The organism is Ascidiimonas aurantiaca (assembly GCF_037646345.1).
GTDB classification, from domain to species: Bacteria; Bacteroidota; Bacteroidia; order Flavobacteriales; family Flavobacteriaceae; genus Ascidiimonas; species Ascidiimonas aurantiaca.
Genome location: NZ_JBBEWR010000001.1, coordinates 168,259 through 193,751, shown reverse-complemented (window position 1 = coordinate 193,751; position 25,493 = coordinate 168,259). Strand labels below are relative to the sequence as shown.

The window sequence follows — 25,493 nt, the reverse complement described above, 5'->3', positions numbered from 1 at the left end:
AAATTATTCTTTTGGATAGCATATGAAATATTTACGTACGGGTTTGGAAAGAGCCAGAAGATTTAACTGATCTGATGCTGCGGTGATATCTTTGATCTTACCGTTCTTAAAAAGGATATGAATGTTCTGTTTCTCTACATCGTAGGCCTGGTTGGCAATGGCTCCGTGAAATACGAAATAGGGTACTTCGGCATCAGAGAGCCCGTATTTTTCTTTAACTTTAGCCTTTATCTTCATAAGCTTTTGCCGGGATACCGGTTTATCCTTTAGTTTAGAAGCCGGCAGCTTTCGGTTTAACAACATTTTACACAAACGCGAAAGAACAATATCAGAATGATCCTGCCATGTTTTCAATGCGGCCACCACATCATAATCATCTAGTTTTGAGAACGTTTCCAGAGCCTCTTCATTAAATGAATCAGCATCTATTTTTTGTTCAAGAAAAAAAAGCAAAGCAGTACTGCATGACAATACAGTACCCCCGCTCACCAGTTCTTTAGCTCTTTTTAGTACCATTATCAGTAGTTGTTCTGCTGCCAGGCTGGTTTTATGCAAATATACCTGCCAGTACATAAGCCTTCTGGCCACCAGAAACTTCTCGACCGAATAGATCCCTTTTTCTTCTACTACCAGGGCATCATCAAATACATTAAGCATGTTCAATATGCGTTCTGTATTAATATTACCTTCGGCTACTCCGGTAAAAAAACTGTCCCTTTTCAAATAATCAGTACGGTCAATGTCTAACTGGCCGGAAACCAAATGGTTCATAAATTCTCGCGGGTATTCTCCCTTAAAGATTTCTATGGCAAGCGTTAAACTTCCGTTAAACTCGGTATTCAGTGCTTCCATGAACAGCAATGATATGTGCTCATGGTTAACTTTGTCCACAATACTGTGCTCCATAGCATGCGAAAACGGGCCATGCCCAATATCATGAAGAAGAATAGCTATAAGCAACCCCTCTTCTTCTTCCTTACTAATGGAAATATCCTTAGATCGCAAAACCTGAATGGTTTTTTGCATAAGATGCATACACCCCAAAGCATGATGGAATCTGGTATGGTGAGCTCCGGGATACACAAGGTATGAAAGCCCCATCTGACTTATACGACGTAATCTTTGAAAATACGGATGTTGAACTAAATCAAAAATGAGGGCAGAAGGAATTGTAATAAATCCGTAAATTGGATCATTTAAAATTTTAAGTTTGTTGGATGTTTTCAAATCCTGACGTATTATTTAAATAGTACACAAATATACATATATGAGCAATATCAAAATATTATGGGTAGATGATGAAATTGAGTTATTAAAACCCCATATAATATTTCTTCAAAACAAAAACTATATAGTGGACACCTGTAAAAGTGGTGCTGAAGCTATTGAAGATATTAAAGATCAAAACTTTGATATTGTTTTTCTGGATGAGAACATGCCGGGAATTACCGGCCTGGAAGCCCTTAATGAAATAAAGGCATTACGGCCTACGCTACCGGTAGTCATGATTACCAAGAGTGAAGAGGAATTTATTATGGATGAGGCTATTGGCTCTAAAATCTCAGATTATTTAATTAAACCGGTAAATCCGAACCAAATATTACTGAGCCTAAAGAAAAGTCTTGACCATTCCAGATTGATAACTGAAAAAACAACGGCTAATTACCAACAGGAATTCAGAAAAATCGCAATGGATATGGCAATGGCCAATTCATACAGCGAATGGGCCGACCTTTACCAAAAACTGGTTTACTGGGAACTGGAGCTGGAAGAAATTGAAGATTCGGGAATGTTTGAGATCCTGGAATCGCAAAAGATCGAAGCAAACAATCAGTTTGGAAAGTTTATTGAAAAAAATTACAGAAGCTGGTTTCATGAAAATGAAGATCATCCGGTTATGTCGCACACCGTTTTCCGGGAACTACTGGTACCCGAGCTTGAAAAGAAAAAACCAACACTGTTCGTTGTTATAGACAATCTCCGGTATGACCAGTGGAAAGCTTTTGAAAGTACAGTAAACCTGTACTATAAAAAGACAAAAGAATCTCCCTATTACAGTATATTACCTACTGCTACACAATATGCGAGAAACGCTATATTTTCTGGTCTTACACCGGTTGATATGGAAAAACTGTATCCAAAACTATGGAAAAACGATGTAGATGATGGAGGTAAGAACCTTCATGAAGAAGATTTTCTTAATGAGCAAATACGGCGGTTGGGGCTTTCTCTGAAATGGGAGTACCATAAAATATCAAGTTTAAAATCAGGAAAAAAACTGGCAGAAAATTTCAGGTCCCAAAAAAACAATGATCTTACAGTAGTGGTCTATAACTTTGTTGATATGCTTTCACACTCTAAAACCGAAATGGAAGTTGTGAAGGAACTGGCTTCAAACGACAAAGCATATAGGTCGCTCACACAAAGCTGGTTCAAGAATTCTCCCTTGCTGGACATTATACAACAGGCACAACAGTTAGGTTTTAAACTGGTTATTACCACAGATCATGGTACCATTAACGTAAAAAATCCCTCCAAAGTGGTAGGCGATAAAGAAACCAGTCTTAACCTTAGATATAAAACAGGGCGCAGCCTTACCTATGAAGAAAAAGATGTACTTGCAGCCAGAAACCCTAAAGAGATAAAGCTACCCACCATCAATATGAGTAGTTCTTTTATTTTTGCCAAAGGTGATCTGTTTTTTGCATATCCTAATAATTACAATCACTATGTTAGTTATTACCGCAATACCTATCAGCACGGAGGAGTGTCCCTTGAAGAAATGATCATCCCTTTTGTCGTGTTGGAACCCAAATAAATATGAATTCAATATACAGCTTAGAAGATATTGACGTTATAGCACGGGAAATCATTCAAAGAGCCCATAACCATACCTTATTGTTTTACGGCGAAATGGGAACAGGAAAAACTACTCTTATTAAAGCTATTGTAAAAGCACTTGGAGTAACCCACCCAACTACCAGTCCTACCTTTGCCCTGGTAAATGAGTACTCCGGAGACTCCGGGAAAATTTATCATTTCGATTTTTATCGTATTGATACTCCCGAAGAAGCCCTGGATATAGGGCTGGAAGAATATCTTGAATCAAATGCCTGGGTGCTTATTGAATGGCCGGAAAAGGTAGAGAAGTTCTTACCTGAGAACGTAACAGAGATACATATACAAAAATTAGAGGGAAATCAGAGAATAATTAAAATATTATAAGAATTTTATAGCACCAAATGTTTTTTTTACTATATTATCGCTGGTAAATATTCGATAAACTGCACAAAAAAATCGTTAAAGATACAATAAAAGTATTTTACATGCGCTTTTTTTTTTTGTGTAGGTTTGTACCATCGGTAACCAAAAAAAATTAAACATCATGAATACTAAAAGATTTTTATTCGCAGTAGCATTTGTAGCAGCCTTTTTATTTGTTTCTTGTAGCCCAAACAGCGTAGCTGATGAAGATAGTCTATATGATAAGCAAGGCGTAGAGAAAAGTAAAATCAAAGTAACAGACGTAGTATAAGTCTTTATATTCTATTTGATTAAAGATATTGAAATAAAAATTCGCTTATAAACAAAGCACCTTTCCGGTGCTTTTTTTATTAAGCAAACGGTGCCCCTTATTGCCCCAACAGGGTCATTAATTTATAGTTTGAACTTAACTACAATGACTGTACCCTCCTTGCTTTATCAGGCATTCCGTTTTTAGTGATATAATTTGGATTATTAACTTTTCTTCTATTTTTTTGTTACCTTTCGGAAAGTTTTATAGTATTTAAAAACTATTAAGACAGAGGTAGAGACAATAATTTCATTAATGAAAGATAAAGTACGTAACGTTTCTAAAGACGCAAACAAAAAGAGTTACATCAGGCGTTTCACCATTGACGGTGTGCTTATTGTACTGATAGGACTTTCTCCTTTTGTGGCGTATTTTTACGACATTATCAATATCCCTACGGATGCCCCTTCCTGGGATTTTGGTTTGTTTGTTCTGAATAAAGGGCAATTCAGCAGTGTTTATATTGCACTATGGATTATTTTAGGCAAACTGGTTCCCTTTTATTTATTTGTACTTTGGTTTTTAACCTGTAAACAATGGTGGTACCATATTATACTGGTCCCTATTGCCATGTATGCTTTTCAACTTTTCTCAGCAATCAACAGAGGTTCACAGTTTATAGATGAAGTAGAGATCTATTGGGTTATCCCTATTTTAATGATCGTTGCTCCTACTGTTTATTGGATACGTATTCGCCTTTTTGATAAACTCATTTACGGAATTGATCTAAAAGAAATTGAAAGAGAGTTGGACGAATACAAACAAAAAGAGCGGGAAGAAAGAAGACGCCGGGATGAAGAGCGTAAGAAACGCTTATCTGATATTCACTAAAAATCAGGCTCATGAGCGAATCTCTGTCTCCTTTCACCAAACAGCAATTATTGCCCCAGGAAGAAAAACTGGAAATATTACGGCAAAAAGGTGAGTTATTCATAGGCATTCCCAAAGAAAACGCGTATCAGGAGAAACGTGTTTGCCTTACTCCCGATGCAGTTAATGCATTAACTTCCCACGGCCATAGAGTTTTGGTAGAATCGGGAGCAGGTGAAGGTTCTAACTTTTCCGATAAAGAATACAGTGATGCCGGTGGAGAAATCACCAACGATACTGAAAAAGTATTTTCATGCCCTATTCTTTTAAAAATAGAACCTCCTTCTCTGAAAGAGCTTAAAATGGTAAGTTTCAAAACCATTCTTATTTCTGCTTTACAGATCAAAACACGAAGCAAGAAGTACTTCGAAGAACTCGCAAAAAAAAGGGTAACAGCTATTGCTTTTGAATATATAAAAGACGATGACGGAGATTACCCGGCAGTGAGAGCTTTGAGCGAAATAGCCGGTACCGCCTCTGTTTTGATCGCATCAGAACTTATGACCAATGCCCGTAGCGGTAATGGTCTTCTTTTTGGAAATATTACCGGGGTCCCTCCGGTAGATGTGGTCATACTGGGAGCCGGTACCGTAGGCGAATTTGCAGCCCGGTCTGCTTTGGGACTGGGAGCTAACGTAAAAATATTTGACAATTCTCTTACCCGGCTTAGACGCATACAAACCCATCTGGGCAGGTCCCTCTATACATCCACGGTACAACCCAAAACACTAATTAAGTCACTTCGAAGATGTGATGTTTTAATTGGTGCCGTTCGCGGTAAAGACCGTGCACCAGTTATTATAACCGAAACTATGGTTGAGAATATGAAAAACGGGGCCATTGCCATAGATGTAAGTATTGATATGGGAGGATGCTTTGAAACCAGTGAGATTACCACTCATGAGCACCCCACTTTTGAAAAGCACGGTGTAATACATTATTGTGTTCCCAATATACCTTCACGTTACAGCCGAACGGCCTCTGTTTCTATTAGCAATATTTTTACTCCGTATCTGCTAAAAATTGGAGAAGATGGCGGACTGGAGAATTCACTTCGTTTTGATCGAGGTTTGCGAAATGGTTTGTATTTTTACCATGGAATTCTAACCAGCAAATCGGTAGCAGACTGGTTTGACCTTTCGTATAATGATATTAATTTTCTTATTTTTTAATTTTACATGAGTTTGCTTAAAAGAATTGGCTTCTACCTTATAGGTTTTGCCATAGGACTTGTTATTCTTTCTTTTTTTTTCAAGGGAAAAGACACTAAGTTTTGTTATTCTCCCAATTGCCGGGTACTTAAAGAGTTACGAAGCAAACCTATGGAGTTGGGCAAGGGAATTGCTCTTAAAGACACTCTGGTTATAAAAACACTGTTAACCAATGGAGACGTAGTATTCTCAAAAAGCGATACGCGCGCAAAACCCTGTAAACTATACACTGTAGAAGGTAGTCACAACACTAAAGAAATTGAAATTACTTTAAAAAACTGTGATAGTACAGTTATCGTCACTGCGATGAAAGAAAAAGCAAATTAAATTTTTCTTCGTTTTAATTCCTGATTGAGTAATAACAGTTCTCTTCCTGTTTGCCCGGCTACTGAAGTATTTTCTTCGGCTCTTCTTATAAGATAAGGAATCACCTCTTTGATGGGACCAAAAGGTAATAACTTGGTTACATTGTAACCATATTTGGCCAGATTATATGTAATTTGATCGCTCATACCATACAACTGCCCAAACCAAATCCTTGAATGATCCTTTTTTAGCCCCTTAGCTTCCATTAACTCCATGGCAAGATAAGTACTCGGTTCATTGTGTGAACCTACAAAAACTGAAAATATATCCAAACGGTCTATTGTATAGCGCAGTACCTCATCAAAATTAAGGTCCGTAGCAGCTTTGTCAGCACAAATAGGGGTTGGGTAATTAAGAGTTTTAGCTCTTTCATTTTCTTTTTCCATATATGCCCCTCTCACCAGTTTTACACCTACTAAGAACCCACCATTTCGCGCTTTGACTTCCAGGTCCTTGACAAAATCCAGTCGGTCCCAGCGGTAACACTGTACGGTATTAAAAACAATTACGTCTTTAATGTTATAGCGGCGCATCATCTTCTCAACCAGTTTATCTGCGGCATCCTGCATCCAGCTTTCTTCCGCATCAACCATTATAGGCACATGCAATTCGGTTGCTCTTTTACATATAGTATCAAAACGCACCTCAATTCGATCCCATTCTTTTTGTTCGGCCTCAGAAAGTGCTTCTTTCCCCGTAACTTTTTGCCATATGGCAAAACGCCCCAGAGCAGAAGGCTTCATAGATGCATATGAAATTCCTTTATTTTTTTTCGCGAACTCAATTAACAGGAGTTTGGTTTGTAATGCTTTATCAAACTCTGCCTCTTCTTCTTTTCCCTCTACGGAATAGTCCATTATAGAAGTTACCCCCGTATTTAAAAGCTTGTTGATTATGGGCTTACATTCATCCAGATCTGTACCTCCACAAAACTGTTGAAAAATGGTATTTTTTATAAGCGATTTTACAGGAAGTTTCCATTTTAAAGATACCAGAGTTAGCCATGTACCCAATTTTACCAGAGTGGGGCTTGACATAACCTGAAACAGTAAACGTGCTTTTTTGAGTTCATTATTGGATTTGAGCGAGAAAGCGATCTCAGTATTATCAAATATCTTTTTCATGTAATAACAAAAGGATGTGCAAATATACTATGGAATGTTCAATTTTTAGAGAAAATGTTTTTAATTTGTCAGTCTTAAATAACAACACATTTCATGCCGGAAACAATATCCACCAAGGGGTGTAATATACATTTTAACGAAGAAGGTTTTGTTCAACTTAACGCCTATATTCAGAATACCCAACCCTCTGGTATTTTCGTTCTGGTAGATGAGAATACTCATGAATACTGCCTCCCTTTCTTCCTTAGTCAAATAGTCACTGAAATTACTATTGAGATCATTGAAATAGAGTCTGGAGAAGAAAACAAAAACATACATACCTGTACGGGGGTTTGGGAAGCTCTATCCGAATTGGGCGCAAATCGTAAAAGCCTGATGATCAACCTTGGAGGTGGTGTTATAACAGACCTGGGTGGTTTTGTAGCTGCTACTTTTATGAGAGGTATGGCTTTTATAAATGTTCCTACTACCCTGCTCGCTATGGTAGATGCTTCAGTAGGTGGAAAAACAGGTATTGATCTGGGGATGTTAAAAAACCAGGTAGGTGTTATTCAACTGCCCGCTATGGTACTAATTAATACGCTGCTTCTCGAATCGCTCCCTGCCAGACAAATACGAAGCGGGTTTACTGAAATGTTGAAACACGGTTTGATCTATGACAGGGAACACTGGGAAAAGCTCAAAGGTATAGACCTCACCAATCATGCAATTCCCGTTGAACTTATACATGAGTCCATAACCATTAAAAACAAAGTGGTAACGTTGGATCCCTATGAAAAAGGATTAAGAAAAATACTAAATTTTGGGCACACTCTAGGGCATGCCATTGAATCGTATCTTCTTCAAAATGAAAACAGGGAAACTTTACTGCATGGCGAAGCTATTGCCATAGGCATCATTCTCGAATCTTTTCTCTCTTCAAAAACTACCAACCTTTCAGAACAAGAAACAAAAGAGATCAAAGACGTTTTTCTTTCATGGTTTGACAAAATAGTTTTTACCGAAAAGGAAATAGCAGAGATTATTGAATTTATGAAATACGACAAAAAAAACGCTTATGGCCGTATAAATTTTGTCATGCTGGAAAAAACCGGAAAAGCACAAATTGACCATCAGGCATCACATTCGCTCATACAGCAAGCATTTCAGTTTTATCTTACTTAAGTATAATTATCTGCTAATATGAAAGAGCTTAACCATAGATGTCTTATTGGTTCTTCACATTAACATAAAGCCAAGAGGCTACTGTTTTTCTTAACTAAAGACGGTATTTCCCATATATGTATTTCATATAAACCGGGATTGTGCGGTCATAATATCATCATTATTACACTCTTTAAACTCACAAAAAAATAACATATGTTTTCTGAAAAAAATGGTATTTTTAATTACATTAGTTTTTAGAATAATGACTTAACCATGAAACGTGTAATTGTTGACTATAAAAAACTTACCACTGAAATCCTTTCACTTCTGGTGGAAAAGTTTCCCGATGGCTATGGAGATGATGATATCATCCATTTTAAAAATTCAAAGAATGAAGCTATTGAAGCAATCGAAGTTCGTTCGGAAGATGCTATATATCTGGTTAAGGTAAGTACCCGACTTGCCTACTCAATGGAGAATTTTGACGAAGATGATGATGATGATTTCACCACTTCTCCCGATGAAAACATAAATACGGAACAGATAGACATAGAAGATACAGATGATGACACAGATTAACTCTCTGCCAATGATTTAAAACAAAAAAAGAACCCTTTCCGGGTTCTTTTTTACTACAGTATATTATGCAGAGTTTCTACTGGCGTTAATATTACCAAAGAGTGATCGGGTTACCATTTTTTCATAGATTTCTATCTGTTTCTTATCAATAGGCTCTGATGAATTGATTTCCTGTATTTTGCGTAGCGCATATTGTTGAATAGTAAGTAACGGTAAAACAATTTTTTCACGTACCTCGATAGAGGCGCGCATGGTTTTGGAATCTTCCATGAGTTCTTTGTATCCCGTAACTTTAAGGATCATTTCGGTGCTACGCAAGTACTCCTCATAGATCAAGGTCCAGAAATCCCCAAATTCTTTATCCTCCCGCATATATGCTGTGAGTTGGAAAAACGATTTGCAAAGGCTCATCATACTATTTTCCAGCAGTGTTCTGAAAAAAGCAGAGTTTTTATATAAGGCACGTATCTTTTCAAAATCCCCCTGATCAATAAGAGATGCTATGGCATATCCTACCCCGTAAAACCCTGGAACATTTTGTTTAAGCTGGCTCCAGCTTCCTACAAAAGGTATAGCCCGCAAATCAGAAAACACCAGTTTATCTGATTTTCCTCTTTTGGAAGGCCGGCTCCCAATGTTCGTTTTGGCATAATACTTTAGAGTACTCATATGCTCCAGATAAGGAATAAATTTTGGATGTTCCTTAAATCGGGTATATGCATCATAACTAATATCTGCCAGTTTTTGCATGGTAGCACGGTCATCATCGGAAAGCGAATGACTCGTTTCTGGTTTAAAAACTTCATTTATAATACCGGAACTTAGTAATTGCTCCAGATTGTACTGGCAACTTTGCAGTGTTCCAAAATTAGAGCTAATGGTTTGCCCCTGTATAGTGAGCTGAATTTCACGGGCCTCAATAGTATCACCCAAAGATGCGTAAAACTGATGTGTTTTTCCTCCTCCCCGTGCAGGAGGCCCTCCTCTACCATCAAAAAATATTACTTTTATTCCGTGTGTTCTCGATATTTCGGTTAACGCTTCTTTTGCTTTAAAAATACTCCAGTTAGCCATGAGGTACCCCCCGTCTTTTGTGCCATCTGAAAAACCTAACATTACCGTTTGTTGATTACCTCTGCGCTTCAGGTGAGCTGCATACGCCACATTAGTATAAAGTGCTTCCATCACTTTATGAGCTACCCGCAAATCATCTACCGTTTCAAATAAAGGAACTATATCTGCCGTAGGGTGCTTCCAATCACATAATCGCATCATGGCAAATACTTCCATTACATTTAAAACACTCTGATTGTTACTTATAATATATCGGTTACACCCTAACTCACCGTTGCTTTTTTGTACAGATTTCATTGCAGTAATAGACTCCAGTGTATTAAGAACAACCTCGTCTGTAAAGATGGTAAAGTCAAGGTCTCCGTTTACTTTACTTAAAACCTCTATTTTTTTTTCAGCATCCATTTCATGATAATCAGGAGGAAAAACATCTAGGTCTGCCTTTTGGGTCTCATCTACAATAGCTTTAAATACGTAATCATGTACTCTGGAATCTTGCCGTATATCCAAACTGGCAAAATGAAAGCCAAACAGTTTTACTTTGTTTATAAGTTCATCCAGCTCTTCTACAAACAGCGACTGATGTTCAGACACAATAATGGCACGAATTTTTAGCAGGCTTTCCAGAAATTCTTTTTTGGTGATCACCATAGAGGCCTTTTTTCCAAAAGCACTCTGATACAACTTTATTTCAAGATCGGCCAATAGCTTATCAACTACCTTAAAAGTAATTCTTCGTTTAAGCTTTCTTACGTCCCGATAGTAATTCTTCAAAATAGTAATTCGAAGCCTTTGCGCTACTTTCAATGTAGTTTCTGTAGTAACGAACGGATTACCGTCGCGGTCACCTCCCGGCCAGAAACCCAGACTCACTATTTCATTATTCAGTTCTGTATTTTCAAAAATATTGTTTTGAATATAGGTGAAGATTTTGCTGCCGGCATGATAAAAAACATTTTCAAGATACCAGATCAAGCTTACCGCTTCATCATAAGGTGTTGGCTTTTCTTTTTTGAAAAAAGGGGTCTTGCCCAATTGCGCAAGAAGCTTTTTAATTAAGATAAGGTCATTGGCTTTTATAGCCTCCGAAAGGTCGGTTATGATCCCCAGAACAGGTCCCGGGTAAAACTGGGTAGGGTGTGCGGTTAACACTGTACGCACTTTAAAAGAAGTAAGATACTCCTGCAGCTCATGCTTTTTATTCTCAGCTTCTGCCTTTTCTTTAATACTCCTTAGTGTACCATGCCCATCCATGTGGTTCACTACCGAAAAAGAAGCGTCTTCTATCGCATCAAATAATACAACCTCCCGTTCTATATACTGTATAAAACGGAACAAAAGCTCTTGTTTTTCACTTTCTGAAGGGTTCTCAAGATATTTTTCAAAAAATAAGTTCACAATCTCAGAAGGATTCTTTTTATTGTTATATCCTTTCTCACAAAGTTCACTAAAAAGTGGCAACAACACCCCTGTATTACTTATCGTATCAAAAGGAAGGGTCATAAAGATGCTGTTGTATATCTGAAACCTGGAGAGTACACTTTCGTTAAAACGATCAATTCTTGGTTTTCTAAGCATGGTGCTACTTGTAAGTGGTAAAAAAACCCTTTCACGATTATCGATGAAAGGGTCTCAATATTTTTTAATTATTTATTCCCTCGCTACATCTCATTAAAAATAGAATGCATTAAACGTTTCTTATCGTTAATACTTTCCTCCAGAGATATCATAGTTTCCGTACGTGAAACACCGTCTATATCATCTATTCTAAAAATGATGTCTTTTGCATGTTTGGTGTCCCGGGCACGTATTTTACAGAAAATATTAAATTTTCCTGTAGTGATATGCGCAACTGTAATATACGGAATCTCGTTTAACCGTTCCAACACAAATTTGGTCTGGTGTGTTTTTTCCAGAAAGATCCCTACATATGCAATAAAGGAATATCCCAACTTCACATAGTCTAAAGTTAAAGAAGAACCCTTAATGATACCTGCATCTTCCATTTTTTTTACTCGAACATGTACCGTACCTGCAGAAATGAGTAATTTTTTTGCAATATCCGTGAAAGGTGTACGGGTATTATCAATAAGCATGTCGAGAATTTGATGATCTACATCGTCTAGTTTAAATTTTGCCATGTCTAACGAATCTTTTAAAGATTATGCAAAAAAAACAAAAAAAATCGAATAATATGCTGTTAATAAACACATATTTTGTTAATAAACCATTAAGATTTCTGTAATTTTTTCAATAACCCTATCAGTTCTGTTTCATCTATTTTACTCTTTTTCAAGGGAAAGAGACTTTCGGTTTCCGCATCAAACTCAACATGCCCGAAAAAAGAAGACAAATCGCCTGTTTTATCAAGATAAGGCACCCACTCTACAGCATTATCTTTTAGGTTTTCCTTGTATAAAATACCCATATCAAGATAATTTACTTCATTTTCAACCATTACGGGAACTCTTTTAATAAGTACGTCAAAAAAAGATTTTCGGTTTTCAGGAATATCAAAATACGCCTTGTAAGATCTCCCTGTAATTTCATTAGATGCAATGCCTGAGAAAGCTTTTATGAGTGCGAGAAAGAGAAGTTCACGGGTTTTTTCACGTTGGTAGTCATCAGGATAATGTCCTGCTTCAAACAAAACCGTAGGAGTTCCTGCATTTTGAAAAGTATCTCCCATACAGTTTATATTAAAGGTATCATCATAACGGCCCACCTGCCCGGGTATAGATTTCTGAAGTTCTTTATTCATCATAACAATAAGCTCCATAGATATTTTTCGTTCCGGGGTGATGGCCGTAGATGCATCGGCAGCAGGTGTAAGAAACGAAACCGTAGCCGGCTTATTGGTAGAGCCCACACCAAAAATAGTTCGTTGATCGTGCATATTAAAACAATAATCAGGTTTTTCACGGGCATATATGTCTAACAAAACCCTGCTTTCGGGTTGTGTAAGGGCCTGAGCGTCCCGATTAAGATCAATCCCGGCACTGTTTACCCGGGTGTAAGCCATAGCCCCATCCGGATTAAGCATAGGGAGAATATGTAACTCACACTCGCGGCGTATTTGTAATGCCTGCGGCGTATCTGACAGTATATAATTTATAGTATCAAAAACAGCTTTTGTAGTGGTTGATTCATTACCATGCATTTGAGACCATATCAATATCTTTTTCGAACCGGAACCTATAACAAATTTTAAAATAGGATACCCCTTAAGTGAAGTTCCCACATGAAAAAAAGGAACCACTTTTTTTAACCGGGTAACCACTTGTTCTATATGTACAGGTGAAACGTAACGCCCTGCCAGACTTTGCTCTTTGTATATTTTAAACAATGGAGTAAACATGATCGCTTTTTCTTTGTTTACAAATGTAACAACTCTATTATTTACATTTGTAAACATCTTTTTTCGAAGTTTAGTTTATTTATGTAAACATTTTTGCTTTTTAATAATACTTGTTTTGTCTCTGTATTCACACTTATTTTGTTCGCAATTTAAAATAATTTCTAAAATATTTATTATCAATGTTTTAAATGACATTAAATAAACTATTAATTTAACTCTATTCTGATCTTATACATCCTGTTGTTACTTGTTTACAACTTTTTTTATACATTTGTAAACATGTTACATAACAGTATTTGTTTACAATGGTAAACGACACGAAATTTCCAAAAAGACTCGAAAAAATCATCGGGTATTATGAACTATCGGCATCCGCTTTTGCCGATAAAGTAGGTGTGCAACGTTCTTCCATTTCTCATATTATTTCGGGAAGGAACAAGCCAAGTTTAGATTTCATCATGAAAATTATAGAGGCTTTTCCGGAAGTAGATCTCTATTGGCTGTTAATGGGTAAAGGCACATTTCCTACTGTCGAAAAAAAAATAGCGCCCCCTGCACCTCCCGACCTTACATCTGCAGGCTCAGATCTTTTTACACAAATTAGATCTCCCGAGCCTTCTGCTTCTATTACTCCTGAAAAGTCTGTGCTTAAAAAAACAACTGAAGAAAACATTCATAAAGAACACAGTTCAGAAATTGAACGTGTGATCGTTTTTTATAAAGATGGTACTTTCCGTAATTACCAAAACTGATTTTATTCCGTATTTTTGAAAAAAATCAAAATGTTCAAAAAAGTACTCTATTTCTTACCTTTTGTTTTTATGGCTTCCTGTTATCAACCCGAACGAAACTGTGAAGATTTTAAAACAGGAAAATTTTCATTTACCTATACCCTGGAAGGAAAAGAACGTACCGATATTTTTTATCGAAGTGATTCTATAGAAATAAGCTGGCTGGAAGATACTGTTGATACTTCTTCCGTACGATGGATCAATGACTGCGAATTTATTTTACGAAAACGTAACCCGGTTACCCTATCTGATCAAAAAGCAGTACATGTAGAAATATTGTTTACCACAAAAGATTCTTATACATTTGAATATAATATTGTAGGTGATCTCAAAAACAAGCAAAGAGGTACCGCAAAAATCGTGAAATAAAATGTTAGAGATTTTTACCAGCCCCGATGCCTGGGTAGCATTACTAACTCTTACTTTTCTGGAAATTGTATTAGGCATTGACAACATTGTTTTTATTTCTATCGCTGCCAATAAACTCCCGCCTTCGCAACAGCGAAAAGCCACAAATATAGGTTTACTGCTGGCTATGCTACAGCGTATTCTTTTGTTGTTTGGGATATCGTTCCTGGTAAGTTTAAAGGAACCTTTTTACCATATTGAAACTTCCTGGCTCACTATTGGGGTAAGCTGGCAGGGTCTTATCTTACTTTTGGGAGGGTTGTTTCTTATTTACAAAAGTACATCCGAGATCCATGAAAAGGTTGAGATACCGCGCCATGATGAAGAAGAAATAAAAAGTAAAAAAATTGACTCACTCTCCAGAGCCATTGTTCAAATAATTATTATCGATTTTATTTTTTCTATCGACTCTATTCTAACCGCCGTAGGGATGACCAACGGGATCTCTCCAAACCCGGATGACGCTCTTGTACTTATGATAACTGCAGTGGTCATATCTATCATTGTTATGATGTTATTTGCCAACCCCGTTCGGGTATTTATCAACAAGCATCCTTCAGTGCAACTTTTGGGTCTTTCTTTTCTTATTCTCATTGGGTTTATGCTTATTGCAGAGTCGGCACACCTGTCACATGCTAAAGTATTCGATCAGGAAATAGGTGCTATTCCTAAGGGATATCTGTACTTCGCAATTGCATTTTCGTTACTGGTAGAATTCCTGAACATGCGTTTTAAAAAAGCTGTCAAAATGAAAGAAAAGGTTAAATAATAAAAGTCTTATTCAGAGATTTTAGCCTGTTAAAAACCTGTGAGATCATATTATATAAGCCGTATTCTTTTCAAATTATCCATACACATTTCACCTTATAAGGCCATTTTGTAATTAAAAGAACAGAAACCTTATTCCGATAAGTTTTATCGGGTGTTTTTTCAAAATGTGCTATCTTAAAGTCGGTAAAAAAAACAAATAATAACTTTAATTTTCTTTAGTGAAAAGTAACCCAATTATTATGAAAAATACCTTTTATGTATGCCTTTTTTTGTGTTTAACCAGTTACCCCTTACTGGCACAATGGACCGATAACGGAACCAACCTTACGACTACCGATAATGTGGGAATTGGCACCACCATTCCCGGCGGGCATCTTGAGATCAATAAAAATGTCGATGGCAGTACTTCAGCTCTTATTTTAAACCAAAGTACAGCTCCTAATGCAAGAGCAGTATTACTAATAGGGCAACAAACTACAGGGGGTAAATATGGCTATTTTGCACATCATAATGAAAATCATGTTCCTAATTTCGGGAATTTTACGATGGCCAATTCAACATGGCTCATGGGCGCCGATACTAACGGACTAAATATAATTGCCAGTAATTCACTGGGGAAAATTGTTTTTGGAACAGGTTCCAGTGAGAAAATGCGATTAACTGCAAACGGATATTTAGGAATTGGCACCACTAATCCGGATATGAAACTAACCGTAAAAGGAAAGATTCATGCAGAAGAAGTAAAAATTGATCTGAACGTTCCTGCCCCCGATTACGTTTTTAAAAAAGATTATAAACTTAGAAGCGTAGAAGCACTTGAAAAGTTTATTGAAGAGAATAACCATCTGCCTGAAATGCCTTCTGCCAAAGAATTTGAGGAAAACGGCATACTCCAGGCTAAAATGGATATGGATCTTCTTAAAAAAACTGAAGAACTTACCCTATACACCATTCAACAGCAAAAAGAAATTGATCAACAGGCCCATGAGATCAAAGAGTTAAAAACTTTGGTAAAAAAGTTGCTTGAAGCAGGGAAATAAAAGCTTTATCTTTAAATGACCTGTAACCGGTATTTTTAAACTAGCCTTTGATATTTTTTACCTCAATGTTTCGCTTTAAAAAATCTCGCAACCCAATCATCCTATTAAATAGCTCAATACCATGTTAACCCATTTAGCCCCTCTTATACAAAAAACAGGAAGTACCCTTTCGCCTGAAGAATTTCATGAAAAAGTAAACATCGTATTTCACAATTTTGAATCTGAACAATATGACCATTTGCATCAAAACATGTGGCAAAGCCTTCAGGAACAAGTAGATTTGCTGGTAAATGATCTACCCCATATCCCAGAAAAAGGTTTAAAACTGCTGGATATAGGGTGTGGTACCGGGCTAAGTACAAAACTTATTCTGGACTCTAAAATTGGGCCTGCAGTAGCATTGGCAACCCTGTTAGATACCTCTCCTCAAATGCTAAAACAAGCCGAAAAAAAGGCATCCGGGTGGAATGTACCCTACACTCTGGTAAATGGTCATCTGCACTCGGTAGATGAGAAATTTGATATCATTATTATTTGTTCTGTATTGCATCATATCCCTGAGCTGGCCGTTTTTCTAAAAGAAGTAGAACAAAAATTAAACGCTGATGGTATTTTAATTCATCTCCAGGACCCTAATTTTGACTTTCTGCAGGACATCATTTATTTAGAGAACAAGAATGAATACCGTAAACATCTCAATTCAAAAAAGAAAAAGTTTAGATCTTCAAATTTAGTCCCAAAAAAACTCAAAAGAACATTAAAGAGATGGTTGGGCAGATATGATTATATTGATAAAATAAACAATCAGCTATTACGTGAGAACATAATTAAAAAAAGAATGTCTGCAGACGATCTATGGAGTGTTACCGACCTTCATGTAGAAACCAATGAAGTAACCAAAGGTATCTCATTATCATTTCTAAAATTCCAACTTACTGGTTTTAATTTAATTAACATACGCTCTTATGGCTTTTACGGCTTCTTAAAAAGTGAACTGTCAGACGCCTATCGGGAAAAAGAAGAAAAGTATATCTCCGAAAATCATAAAAACGGCCGGTTCTTATCCGGTATCTGGATCAAAAAATAATCGCCTTTCAAAGCGTGAACCTCGCCGCTATACACAAGGAAAACAAAAAGTATATGCTACTTTTAAAAGATAGCCTTACCAAGAAAACCTGTCCCTTAAAAAAAGTAAATCAAACACATACAAATAACTTTCTTTTCTTATAAGTAAGGTATGGCCAGGTGATTTTTATATCATCTGTTATTTATAGTAAATACTTATCAAATATCCGTATAAATCAGTATTTTTAGGCCAAACCGTACCGTTCTTAAACGGTTCATTTATCAACAAATATTAAAATAAAAATAACCATGAAAAGAATTAAATTAGCTGCCGTATTAGCCATAGGCATATTGTTATATAGTTGCAACACTGCTAAAAAGGAAGCAAAAGAGCCCGATACCGTACAAAAAATAGTAACACCTGAGGAGGACGGGGATAAAACAGCGCTTAACACAGATTCTCTGGTTGCCAGCATTGATAAGAAGCGAGCGACCATAGAAAGTACCATTGGAGAACCTGTTGTGATATATACCGATAGTTTACGAGAAAAAATCAAGCAGAAATGGCAAAAAATGCACTATTATGTAATAGATGGAGAAGTAGTTAGAATTAAAACGTACCCTTATGAGCAGATAACTTCCAGGACCGAAGAGTTTTATGTTGATAAAGGAAATTTAGTTTTAGTGGTTATTGAGGATCACGGCGATGCAGAAAGAGGAAAACCAAAAGATCAGCTAGACAAACTGTATTACTTTTACAACGGTTTATTGATTAAAGAGAAACACTCGGGTGAGGAGCCTGAATATACCATTAAAGAAAGTGACGGAGAAGAATTAGCTTCCGAATTTAACGAATATGTAGATATATATAAAACTCACATAAAGAAATAAATTATTTTTACTATTTAAAATTTTACAGTAAACTAACCCATTCTATTATAAAGAAAAGTGGTGATCTTGTTTTGAAGAAAATACTTCGTTTCAAGTTTGTTTGAAAGACAGTATATGTCTTTTTTAGAACTATTCTGAACGGGACGCCCATTTTTAATGACTAAAAAATGAAAATCAGCGATATTGATAAAATAGAATTAAGTTATCTTCAGTTTGAAGATTATCTGGAAATAAAAGATGTTATGGTGTCTGCTTATACATCCATGCCTAATTCGTATTGGAGAGAACACCATATAAAAGCTTTGCTGAAAAAATTTCCTGACGGTCAGGTAGTTATTAAAATAAATGACAAAATAGCAGGGTGTGCCCTGTCTATTATTGTTGATTATGGTAAATATGATTACAATCACACCTACAGAGAAATTACAGCCGATTACACCTTTGATTCACATGACCCCAAGGGGGATATCTTATATGGGATAGACATTTTTATAAAACCTGAATACAGAGGGCTTAGGCTTGGTAGGAGGCTTTATGATTACAGAAAAGAATTGTGTGAAAAAATGAACCTTAGAGGCATGGCTTTCGGAGGCAGAATTCCTAACTATTACAAATATTCTGAAAAATTAAGTCCAAAAGAGTATATTGCAAAAGTAAGGGCCAAAGAGATCCATGATCCCGTACTTAATTTTCAGATATCTAATGACTTCCATCCTACCCGAATATTAAAAAACTATTTGGAAGGTGACAAGGCCTCTCAGGATTTTGCCGTATTAATGGAGTGGGATAATATTTACTACGAAAAGCCCGTAAAGAAAGCTGCAATCAAAAAAAAGGTAGTAAGACTGGGTCTCATACAATGGCAGATGAGGCCATACAAAAATATTGATTCTTTATTGCAGCAGGCAGAATATTTTATTGATGCCGTTTCCGGGTACCGATCAGATTTTGCTTTATTCCCCGAGTTTTTTAATGCTCCTTTAATGGCACAAAACAACCATTTAAATGAGGCTGATGCCATACGGGAACTGGCAAAACATACCGGTGAAATTGTTCAAAAATTCTCAAATTTCTCCATTTCGTATAACATTAATATTGTAGCAGGCAGTATGCCGGAAATAAAAAACGGTATTCTGTATAATGTAGGGTATTTATGCAAACGAGACGGCACGGTAGAAAGATATGAAAAAATACATGTAACTCCAGACGAAGCAAAAGTATGGGGAATGCAGGGAGGAAAACAATTAAAAGTTTTTGATACCGACTGTGGAAAAATAGGGGTTCTTATATGCTACGACTCTGAGTTCCCAGAGTTAAGCAGACTTCTAGCCGATGAAGGTATGGATATACTTTTTGTGCCTTTCCTAACCGATACTCAAAATGGTTATTCAAGGGTCAGGAATTGTGCACAGGCAAGAGCCATAGAAAATGAGTGTTATGTAGCTATTGCCGGAAGTGTTGGCAATTTGCCTAATGTTCATAATATGGATATTCAATTTGCCCAATCTATGGTTTTTACACCCTGCGATTTTTCATTTCCCACTAATGGCATTAAAGCAGAAGCTACTCCAAATACTGAAATGATCTTGATCGCAGATGTAGATATTGACCTGCTAAGAGAACTACACGAGTTTGGAAGCGTTAGAAATTTAAAGGACCGGCGTAAGGATATTTTTGAATTAAAAAAAGTATCTGCTGCTAAGAATTAATAGTGAGACATACATTTAACATGCCTCTGTGAAAATCTTGTTGTAGCATGCTTAACCATCATTATATGATAAATTCTTCTGAAAAAAATACGTTAAAGAATAAAGATCATTATGATAAAAAGTATGCCGGAGCCAGCGTTAGGCACATTCTAAAAATGCTCACAGACCTCGAGAATTTTATGCACGATGCTACGCGAACAGACACGAGTTGGGTGGGTTTGTATTATGGAAATTTTCAGGAGCACTTAAAAGGAAAAAGAGTATTGGAGTTAGGTTGCGGAAACTGTACCAATGCGGCAATAATGGCAGCTTTAGGAGCAGAGGTCTATGCGAATGATATATCACAAAAATCCGGAAATATTATTGATGAACTCAATGAAAATTACGAATTTCCCAGTAAGATCACTTTTCTTCACGGAGATTTTTTAAAGGTACCTATTCCAGAGAATTATTTTGATATTGTATTGGGTAAAGCGTTTGTACACCACCTTACTCATGATCAGGAAATTGACTTTACGCGAAAAATTGTTTCACTGCTAAAACCCAACGGAATAGTACGGTATTTTGAACCAGCGGTCAATAATAAATTTTTAGATGAAATACGATGGCTAATCCCTGTGCCGGGAAGGCCTTCAAAACTTCAAAGGAAAAAATTCAAACAATGGAAGTTAAACGATCCTCATCCGGAAAGGAACAACTCTTCTGGTCATTACTTAAAAATAGGGCAACAATACTTTGAAGAGACCAGAATTGTTCCGATTGGTTCTATTGAAAGGTTTCACAGGATCCTGCCAAAAAAATACGGTAGAAAGTTTAGGCGTTTTGCTTTCAAATTGGAAAAAAAACTTCCAAGATCAGTGAATTTATCCCTTACCAGAAGTCATTTAATAGAGTACAAAAGGCCCAAAAAGAGTTAATTTCTTTATCTTATCTCTTACCCACTTTCAAAAGTATATCGCTTAATCCAGTGACATACTTATTTGCCCCTCCCCGTCTTTATCTTTGTGAGGTGAATTATCATTTTCGGAAGTCTCTTCGGTTACCCGTTCTTCATCAACTACTTCAATTTGCTCTGTAGGTAGCTTTTTGGGTTCTTCATACGGCAGCGGATCGAGTATATTGATGTGGCGTACCTTTTCTGTAGTAAGCTGGTTGCCGAGTGCTTTAATACCTTTTACAGAAATAAAATCTTCCAGATTTATGGTCATGGGTTCTTTCAACGGCTTTCCTCTTTGCTTGGCAAAAACAACTTCTACTACCGGGCGCCAGTCAGTGGTTACAAGCTCCAGTCGGGATTTGGGATGCTCTGAAATAATACACTCTTCTTTGCTTTCATTCTCAATACGAAAACGTTTTACATAATAACGCTCTTTTTCGCCGTCAAAATAAATAGCTGAAAGTGGTTTATTTGGGTGCCACTTTTCCAATACTATCATATCTTCTCCAAAATGGGAAGTAAGCTCCGGGATAATAGTTTTTACAACCCCTTTCGCAGTAACGATCAGTAACCGGTCATCTCCACTAAATGCTCCCAGCAGGTTTCCACGTTCATCAACATTTAGCCTTCTTACCGTTTCATCAAACCATATTTTACGGGGTTTTAGGGTAGATACTCCTTTTTCTTTAAGTTCTATGCGTTTTACGGCATATTTAGATACGATATTACCTTTTGAGTTTCGCCCTTTTATAAGAACATCGGCAAAGTCCACATCCCATTTTATTTTTTTTATACTTCCGGCCTGCCTTAAATGCACGGTTATGATTTCTGCTTCCCCGTTTGCATTGGCTGAGAAATACAAAACATCAGAATTTTTCTTTTCCTGAGTAAGATCATATTCACGATCACGGGTAACACCGCTTACGTAAAAACGCTTAATATAGCTGGCGCCTCCCTTACCATCTTTATAGATCATGTTATAAATGGTACGCTTGTCATTTTTCCTGAATACCGCTACATGAATGATGTCTTTCCCCACAAAGGTTTTATCTACTACCCGGGTAACCATCATTTTTCCTTGTTTGGTAAAAACAATAATATCGTCTATATCACTACAATCAGTTACGTATTCGTCTCTTTTTAAAGAGGTACCAATAAAGCCTTCTGCCCGGTTCACATATAGTTTGGTATTTCTGATAACTACCTTGGTCGCTTCAATTTCATCAAACACACGTATTTCGGTCTTACGCTCTTTCCCTGTACCATGCACTTTTCTGAGATTTGTAAAATACGCTATGGCAAAATCAATAAGATTTGCGAGATGGTGTTTTACTTTCTCTATCTCTTCTTCCAGCGCTTCAATTTTTTGAAGGGCCTTGTCAATATCAAACTTAGATATTCGCTTGATCCTTATTTCGGTAAGTTTTACGATATCTTCTTCGGTTACGGCTCTTTTCAGATGTTTGATATAGGGTTGCAACCCTTGGTCTATTGCACGTATTACTCCTTCCCAGGTCTCTTCTTCCTCTATATCGCGATAGATCCTGTTCTCAATGAATATACGTTCCAGGGAGGCAAAGTGCCACTGTTCTTCCAGTTCGTCGAGTTGGATCTCTAACTCGCTTTTTAAAAGGTTTACTGTATGATCGGTAGATCGCCTTAGCATCTCAGAAACCCCTAGAAAAAGGGGTTTATTGTTCTCAATAACACAGGTTAAGGGTGATATGGAAGTTTCACAGGCAGTAAAGGCATAGAGAGCATCAATGGTCTTATCTGGGGAAATACCGGAAGGCAGGTGTACCAGTATTTCCACATCGGCGGCTGTATTGTCTTCTATTTTTTTGATCTTGATCTTTCCTTTTTCATTGGCCTTCAGGATGGAGTCAATAAGGCTGGAAGTGTTGGTTGCATAAGGGATCTCTGTAATTACCAGTGTATTTTTGTCCAGTTGTGAGATCTTTGCCCGTACGCGTATTTTGCCGCCGCGTTCTCCATCGTTATAATTGGTTATGTCAACAACCCCTCCGGTGGGAAAATCGGGGAAGAGTGTGAATTTTTTCCCTTTCAGGTGTTTTATGGAGGCTTCTATGAGCTCTAGAAAGTTATGTGGCAGGATTTTGGTTGAGAGTCCCACGGCAATTCCTTCGGCACCCTGTGCCAGAAGTAAAGGGAATTTTACGGGAAGGTTTATCGGTTCTTTTTTACGTCCGTCATAGCTCAACTGCCACTCAGTTATTTTTGGACTGTACACTACATCCAAAGCAAATTTGGAGAGCCGGGCCTCAATATACCTAGAGGCGGCAGCCCCATCGCCGGTAAGGATATTTCCCCAGTTTCCCTGTGTATCGATTAGCAGATCTTTCTGGCCTATTTGCACCATCGCATCACCTATACTGGCATCGCCATGAGGGTGGTATTGCATGGTGTGTCCTACAACATTGGCCACCTTGTTATACCGGCCATCGTCCAGCTCTTTTAAGGCATGCATGATCCTACGCTGTACCGGTTTAAATCCGTCTTCAATAGCAGGAACTGCTCTTTCTAAAATTACATAAGAGGCATAATCCAGGAACCAGTCCTGATACATCCCGGAAACGCGTTTAAGACTATCTCCGGAAGACTCTTCCTGTTCGTTGTACAATTCTGGGGTCTCGTCCATTTATACTGATTAGATATTGTTTTCTTCTACGATATCCATTTCTACTTTTAGGTTGTTAATGATGAATTCCTGTCTGTCGGGGGTGTTTTTACCCATATAGAACCTAAGCAGGTTTTCTACAGACATGGCCCGATCCATCATAACGGGATCCAGCCTGATATCCTCTCCGATAAAATGTTTAAACTCATCGGGAGATATCTCCCCTAATCCCTTAAAACGGGTGATCTCCGGCTTTCCTTTTAGTTTTTCAATAGCTGCCTTACGCTCTTCTTCACTGTAACAATAAATAGTTTCTTTTTTATTACGTACCCTGAATAACGGGGTTTGTAAAATATACAGGTGCCCTTCTTTTATGAGCTCGGGGAAAAACTGAAGAAAGAAAGTGATAAGCAGTAAACGTATGTGCATCCCGTCAACATCAGCATCAGTGGCCAGTACTATGTTATTATAGCGAAGGTCTTCCAGAGAATCTTCAATATTAAGTGCTGCCTGAAGGAGATTAAACTCCTCATTTTCATAAACGATCTTTTTGGACATTCCATACGAATTAAGGGGTTTTCCTCTTAGGCTAAAAACAGCCTGGGTATTTACATCCCTGGATTTCGTAATAGATCCGGAGGCCGAATCTCCCTCGGTAATAAAGAGAGTACTGTTTAATCGGCGATCATCTTTAAGATTGGACAGGTGAACACGACAATCCCGTAATTTTTTGTTGTGTAAACTTGCTTTTTTAGCTCTTTCACGAGCCAGTTTCTTAATTCCCGAAAGTTCTTTTCGTTCTCTTTCGGCCTGCATAATCTTTTTAAGGAGTGCCTCTGCGGTTTCCTGATTTTTATGCAGGAAGTTATCAAGCTGAGTGCCTACAAAATCATTTACATAGGTTCGCACAGTGGGAAGGTCACCTCCCATATCGGTAGAACCCAGTTTGGTTTTGGTCTGACTTTCAAATACAGGCTCCATTACCTTAATAGATACTGCCGCTATAATAGATTTCCGCACATCAGACGCGTCAAAGCTTTTGTTGTAAAAATCACGAATGGTTTTTACTATAGCCTCTCTAAAGGCGGCCAGATGGGTTCCTCCCTGAGTAGTGTTTTGCCCATTTACAAATGAATGGTACTCTTCACTGTATTGGGTTCTACTATGCGTAAGTGCTATTTCTATATCATCTCCTTTTAAATGGATAATAGGATATAGCATATCATCTACATTGGTAGTGTCCTGAAGAAGGTCTTTTAGCCCGTTTTCGGAGTAAAAACGCTCTCCGTTAAATACAATGGTAAGTCCCGGGTTAAGATATACGTAATTACGGAGCATTTTTTCCACATACTCATTACGATATTTGTAGTTCTTAAAAATACCGTCATCCGGAACAAAAGTTACTTTGGTACCTCTTCTCTTGGAGGATGGGGTCTGTGGTTCTTCACTGGTAAGGTTCCCTTTTTCAAACTCGGCAGTTTTAGCCTGATTATCCCTAAAAGATTCTACCTTAAAAAAGTTAGATAGTGCATTTACCGCTTTGGTTCCCACACCATTAAGGCCTACTGATTTTTTAAAGGCCCTACTGTCATACTTCCCTCCGGTATTCATTTTTGAAACCACATCCACTACTTTCCCCAGAGGTATGCCCCGCCCATAGTCGCGTACGGTCACAGCATTCTCTTTTATGGAGATCTCTATGGTTTTTCCCGCCCCCATCACAAACTCATCAATACAATTATCTATTACCTCCTTAAGCAGGATATAGATCCCATCATCTGCCGAAGAACCATCTCCCAGCTTCCCGATATACATACCGGGACGCATACGTATGTGCTCCTTCCAGTCAAGTGAACGGATATTGTCTTCCGTGTATTGAGTAGTTTGTACCATGAATTTCTTAATTTTTGCGGGTATCGTGCTAATATAATAACTGTAAGC

23 protein-coding genes are annotated in these 25,493 nt (G+C 37.4%); 16 read left to right on the top strand and 7 right to left on the bottom strand.

What is annotated here, in order from left to right; all coding sequences use genetic code 11:
- Positions 1 to 3: 3 nt before the first annotated feature.
- The gene (locus WAO84_RS00845) at positions 4 to 1,227 is read right to left on the bottom strand and encodes an HD domain-containing protein (RefSeq protein WP_340063122.1); all 1,224 of its coding nucleotides are present in this window, start codon (positions 1,225 to 1,227) and stop codon (positions 4 to 6) included.
- 40 nt (positions 1,228 to 1,267) lie between these two features.
- Here WAO84_RS00845 and porX point away from each other — a divergent pair, with 40 nt between their 5' ends.
- The 6 genes from porX to WAO84_RS00815 all read left to right on the top strand — a co-directional run bounded on the left by porX (position 1,268) and on the right by WAO84_RS00815 (position 5,982).
- The gene (gene porX, locus WAO84_RS00840; protein WP_340063121.1) at positions 1,268 to 2,818 is read left to right on the top strand and encodes a T9SS response regulator signal transducer PorX; all 1,551 of its coding nucleotides are present in this window, start codon (positions 1,268 to 1,270) and stop codon (positions 2,816 to 2,818) included.
- A 2-nt stretch (positions 2,819 to 2,820) separates the two neighbouring features.
- Positions 2,821 to 3,225 carry a tRNA (adenosine(37)-N6)-threonylcarbamoyltransferase complex ATPase subunit type 1 TsaE gene (tsaE, locus tag WAO84_RS00835; protein WP_340063120.1) on the top strand — a complete coding sequence of 135 codons (405 nt, stop codon included), beginning with the start codon at positions 2,821 to 2,823 and terminating at the stop codon, positions 3,223 to 3,225.
- Between the two features lie 160 nt (positions 3,226 to 3,385).
- Positions 3,386 to 3,535, top strand: coding sequence for a hypothetical protein (locus WAO84_RS00830; RefSeq protein ID WP_340063119.1), 150 nt, complete (start codon positions 3,386 to 3,388; stop codon positions 3,533 to 3,535).
- A gap of 294 nt (positions 3,536 to 3,829) precedes the next feature.
- A complete protein-coding gene (locus WAO84_RS00825; RefSeq protein WP_340063118.1) occupies positions 3,830 to 4,405 on the top strand; it encodes a hypothetical protein in 576 nt (191 codons plus the stop codon).
- A gap of 11 nt (positions 4,406 to 4,416) precedes the next feature.
- Positions 4,417 to 5,616: an alanine dehydrogenase gene (locus tag WAO84_RS00820; RefSeq protein WP_340063117.1), complete on the top strand. Its 1,200-nt coding sequence runs from the start codon at positions 4,417 to 4,419 to the stop codon at positions 5,614 to 5,616.
- Positions 5,617 to 5,622: 6 nt separating this feature from the next.
- Positions 5,623 to 5,982 carry a DUF4258 domain-containing protein gene (locus WAO84_RS00815; protein ID WP_340063116.1) on the top strand — a complete coding sequence of 120 codons (360 nt, stop codon included), beginning with the start codon at positions 5,623 to 5,625 and terminating at the stop codon, positions 5,980 to 5,982.
- On the opposite strand, the gene WAO84_RS00810 is transcribed toward WAO84_RS00815, so the two are convergent.
- The gene (locus WAO84_RS00810) at positions 5,979 to 7,145 is read right to left on the bottom strand and encodes a proline dehydrogenase family protein (RefSeq protein WP_340063115.1); all 1,167 of its coding nucleotides are present in this window, start codon (positions 7,143 to 7,145) and stop codon (positions 5,979 to 5,981) included. The two genes, WAO84_RS00815 and WAO84_RS00810, sit on opposite strands and share 4 nt — an antisense overlap.
- Before the next feature lie 93 nt (positions 7,146 to 7,238).
- On the opposite strand from WAO84_RS00810, the gene aroB reads away from it, so the two are divergent.
- Positions 7,239 to 8,309 carry a 3-dehydroquinate synthase gene (aroB, locus tag WAO84_RS00805; protein ID WP_340063114.1) on the top strand — a complete coding sequence of 357 codons (1,071 nt, stop codon included), beginning with the start codon at positions 7,239 to 7,241 and terminating at the stop codon, positions 8,307 to 8,309.
- A gap of 255 nt (positions 8,310 to 8,564) precedes the next feature.
- Positions 8,565 to 8,870 (top strand): hypothetical protein, encoded by a 306-nt coding sequence (locus WAO84_RS00800; protein ID WP_340063113.1) that lies wholly within the window; start codon positions 8,565 to 8,567, stop codon positions 8,868 to 8,870.
- Positions 8,871 to 8,933: 63 nt separating this feature from the next.
- Here the strand turns inward: WAO84_RS00800 and WAO84_RS00795 are convergent, their stop codons facing one another.
- The 3 genes from WAO84_RS00795 to WAO84_RS00785 all read right to left on the bottom strand — a co-directional run bounded on the left by WAO84_RS00795 (position 8,934) and on the right by WAO84_RS00785 (position 13,359).
- Positions 8,934 to 11,522, bottom strand: coding sequence for a phosphoenolpyruvate carboxylase (locus WAO84_RS00795; protein WP_340063112.1), 2,589 nt, complete (start codon positions 11,520 to 11,522; stop codon positions 8,934 to 8,936).
- Between the two features lie 83 nt (positions 11,523 to 11,605).
- Complete coding sequence (locus tag WAO84_RS00790) at positions 11,606 to 12,085, bottom strand: Lrp/AsnC family transcriptional regulator (RefSeq protein WP_340063111.1); 480 nt, start codon at positions 12,083 to 12,085, stop codon at positions 11,606 to 11,608.
- Between the two features lie 89 nt (positions 12,086 to 12,174).
- Positions 12,175 to 13,359 (bottom strand): M14 family metallopeptidase, encoded by a 1,185-nt coding sequence (locus WAO84_RS00785; protein ID WP_340063110.1) that lies wholly within the window; start codon positions 13,357 to 13,359, stop codon positions 12,175 to 12,177.
- Positions 13,360 to 13,607: 248 nt separating this feature from the next.
- On the opposite strand from WAO84_RS00785, the gene WAO84_RS00780 reads away from it, so the two are divergent.
- The 8 genes from WAO84_RS00780 to WAO84_RS00745 all read left to right on the top strand — a co-directional run bounded on the left by WAO84_RS00780 (position 13,608) and on the right by WAO84_RS00745 (position 20,894).
- Positions 13,608 to 14,054 (top strand): helix-turn-helix domain-containing protein, encoded by a 447-nt coding sequence (locus WAO84_RS00780; RefSeq protein ID WP_340063109.1) that lies wholly within the window; start codon positions 13,608 to 13,610, stop codon positions 14,052 to 14,054.
- 30 nt (positions 14,055 to 14,084) lie between these two features.
- Positions 14,085 to 14,462 carry a hypothetical protein gene (locus tag WAO84_RS00775; protein ID WP_340063108.1) on the top strand — a complete coding sequence of 126 codons (378 nt, stop codon included), beginning with the start codon at positions 14,085 to 14,087 and terminating at the stop codon, positions 14,460 to 14,462.
- A 1-nt stretch (position 14,463) separates the two neighbouring features.
- The gene (locus WAO84_RS00770; RefSeq protein WP_340063107.1) at positions 14,464 to 15,270 is read left to right on the top strand and encodes a TerC family protein; all 807 of its coding nucleotides are present in this window, start codon (positions 14,464 to 14,466) and stop codon (positions 15,268 to 15,270) included.
- Positions 15,271 to 15,511: 241 nt separating this feature from the next.
- A complete protein-coding gene (locus WAO84_RS00765) occupies positions 15,512 to 16,312 on the top strand; it encodes a hypothetical protein (RefSeq protein WP_340063106.1) in 801 nt (266 codons plus the stop codon).
- A gap of 121 nt (positions 16,313 to 16,433) precedes the next feature.
- The gene (locus WAO84_RS00760; RefSeq protein ID WP_340063105.1) at positions 16,434 to 17,399 is read left to right on the top strand and encodes a class I SAM-dependent methyltransferase; all 966 of its coding nucleotides are present in this window, start codon (positions 16,434 to 16,436) and stop codon (positions 17,397 to 17,399) included.
- Between the two features lie 287 nt (positions 17,400 to 17,686).
- Entirely contained in the window at positions 17,687 to 18,268 is a 582-nt protein-coding gene (locus tag WAO84_RS00755) for a hypothetical protein (protein ID WP_340063104.1), read from the top strand.
- A gap of 167 nt (positions 18,269 to 18,435) precedes the next feature.
- Positions 18,436 to 19,977, top strand: a complete 1,542-nt coding sequence (locus WAO84_RS00750) for a bifunctional GNAT family N-acetyltransferase/carbon-nitrogen hydrolase family protein (protein WP_340063103.1) — start codon at positions 18,436 to 18,438, stop codon at positions 19,975 to 19,977.
- A gap of 65 nt (positions 19,978 to 20,042) precedes the next feature.
- Positions 20,043 to 20,894: a class I SAM-dependent methyltransferase gene (locus tag WAO84_RS00745; protein WP_340063102.1), complete on the top strand. Its 852-nt coding sequence runs from the start codon at positions 20,043 to 20,045 to the stop codon at positions 20,892 to 20,894.
- A 42-nt stretch (positions 20,895 to 20,936) separates the two neighbouring features.
- Here the strand turns inward: WAO84_RS00745 and WAO84_RS00740 are convergent, their stop codons facing one another.
- Both WAO84_RS00740 and WAO84_RS00735 read right to left on the bottom strand, forming a co-directional pair.
- Positions 20,937 to 23,573 carry a DNA gyrase/topoisomerase IV subunit A gene (locus tag WAO84_RS00740; protein ID WP_340063101.1) on the bottom strand — a complete coding sequence of 879 codons (2,637 nt, stop codon included), beginning with the start codon at positions 23,571 to 23,573 and terminating at the stop codon, positions 20,937 to 20,939.
- A gap of 9 nt (positions 23,574 to 23,582) precedes the next feature.
- Entirely contained in the window at positions 23,583 to 25,445 is a 1,863-nt protein-coding gene (locus WAO84_RS00735; RefSeq protein WP_340063100.1) for a DNA topoisomerase IV subunit B, read from the bottom strand.
- Between the last annotated feature and the right edge of the window lie 48 nt (positions 25,446 to 25,493).

What these genes read in the sequence shown, in the direction of transcription:
- WAO84_RS00795 (WP_340063112.1), bottom strand. Translation starts at nt 11,522, where the DNA reads ATGCTTAGAAAACCAAGAATTGATCGTTTTAACGAAAGTGTACTCTCC.
- WAO84_RS00820 (WP_340063117.1), top strand. Translation starts at nt 4,417, where the DNA reads ATGAGCGAATCTCTGTCTCCTTTCACCAAACAGCAATTATTGCCCCAG.
- WAO84_RS00760 (WP_340063105.1), top strand. Translation starts at nt 16,434, where the DNA reads ATGTTAACCCATTTAGCCCCTCTTATACAAAAAACAGGAAGTACCCTT.
- WAO84_RS00825 (WP_340063118.1), top strand. Translation starts at nt 3,830, where the DNA reads ATGAAAGATAAAGTACGTAACGTTTCTAAAGACGCAAACAAAAAGAGT.
- WAO84_RS00750 (WP_340063103.1), top strand. Translation starts at nt 18,436, where the DNA reads ATGAAAATCAGCGATATTGATAAAATAGAATTAAGTTATCTTCAGTTT.
- WAO84_RS00755 (WP_340063104.1), top strand. Translation starts at nt 17,687, where the DNA reads ATGAAAAGAATTAAATTAGCTGCCGTATTAGCCATAGGCATATTGTTA.
- WAO84_RS00810 (WP_340063115.1), bottom strand. Translation starts at nt 7,145, where the DNA reads ATGAAAAAGATATTTGATAATACTGAGATCGCTTTCTCGCTCAAATCC.
- WAO84_RS00780 (WP_340063109.1), top strand. Translation starts at nt 13,608, where the DNA reads ATGGTAAACGACACGAAATTTCCAAAAAGACTCGAAAAAATCATCGGG.
- WAO84_RS00815 (WP_340063116.1), top strand. Translation starts at nt 5,623, where the DNA reads ATGAGTTTGCTTAAAAGAATTGGCTTCTACCTTATAGGTTTTGCCATA.
- WAO84_RS00790 (WP_340063111.1), bottom strand. Translation starts at nt 12,085, where the DNA reads ATGGCAAAATTTAAACTAGACGATGTAGATCATCAAATTCTCGACATG.
- WAO84_RS00770 (WP_340063107.1), top strand. Translation starts at nt 14,464, where the DNA reads ATGTTAGAGATTTTTACCAGCCCCGATGCCTGGGTAGCATTACTAACT.
- WAO84_RS00830 (WP_340063119.1), top strand. Translation starts at nt 3,386, where the DNA reads ATGAATACTAAAAGATTTTTATTCGCAGTAGCATTTGTAGCAGCCTTT.
- porX (WP_340063121.1), top strand. Translation starts at nt 1,268, where the DNA reads ATGAGCAATATCAAAATATTATGGGTAGATGATGAAATTGAGTTATTA.
- WAO84_RS00735 (WP_340063100.1), bottom strand. Translation starts at nt 25,445, where the DNA reads ATGGTACAAACTACTCAATACACGGAAGACAATATCCGTTCACTTGAC.
- tsaE (WP_340063120.1), top strand. Translation starts at nt 2,821, where the DNA reads ATGAATTCAATATACAGCTTAGAAGATATTGACGTTATAGCACGGGAA.
- WAO84_RS00775 (WP_340063108.1), top strand. Translation starts at nt 14,085, where the DNA reads ATGTTCAAAAAAGTACTCTATTTCTTACCTTTTGTTTTTATGGCTTCC.
- WAO84_RS00785 (WP_340063110.1), bottom strand. Translation starts at nt 13,359, where the DNA reads ATGTTTACAAATGTAAATAATAGAGTTGTTACATTTGTAAACAAAGAA.
- WAO84_RS00745 (WP_340063102.1), top strand. Translation starts at nt 20,043, where the DNA reads ATGATAAATTCTTCTGAAAAAAATACGTTAAAGAATAAAGATCATTAT.
- WAO84_RS00740 (WP_340063101.1), bottom strand. Translation starts at nt 23,573, where the DNA reads ATGGACGAGACCCCAGAATTGTACAACGAACAGGAAGAGTCTTCCGGA.
- aroB (WP_340063114.1), top strand. Translation starts at nt 7,239, where the DNA reads ATGCCGGAAACAATATCCACCAAGGGGTGTAATATACATTTTAACGAA.
- WAO84_RS00765 (WP_340063106.1), top strand. Translation starts at nt 15,512, where the DNA reads ATGAAAAATACCTTTTATGTATGCCTTTTTTTGTGTTTAACCAGTTAC.
- WAO84_RS00800 (WP_340063113.1), top strand. Translation starts at nt 8,565, where the DNA reads ATGAAACGTGTAATTGTTGACTATAAAAAACTTACCACTGAAATCCTT.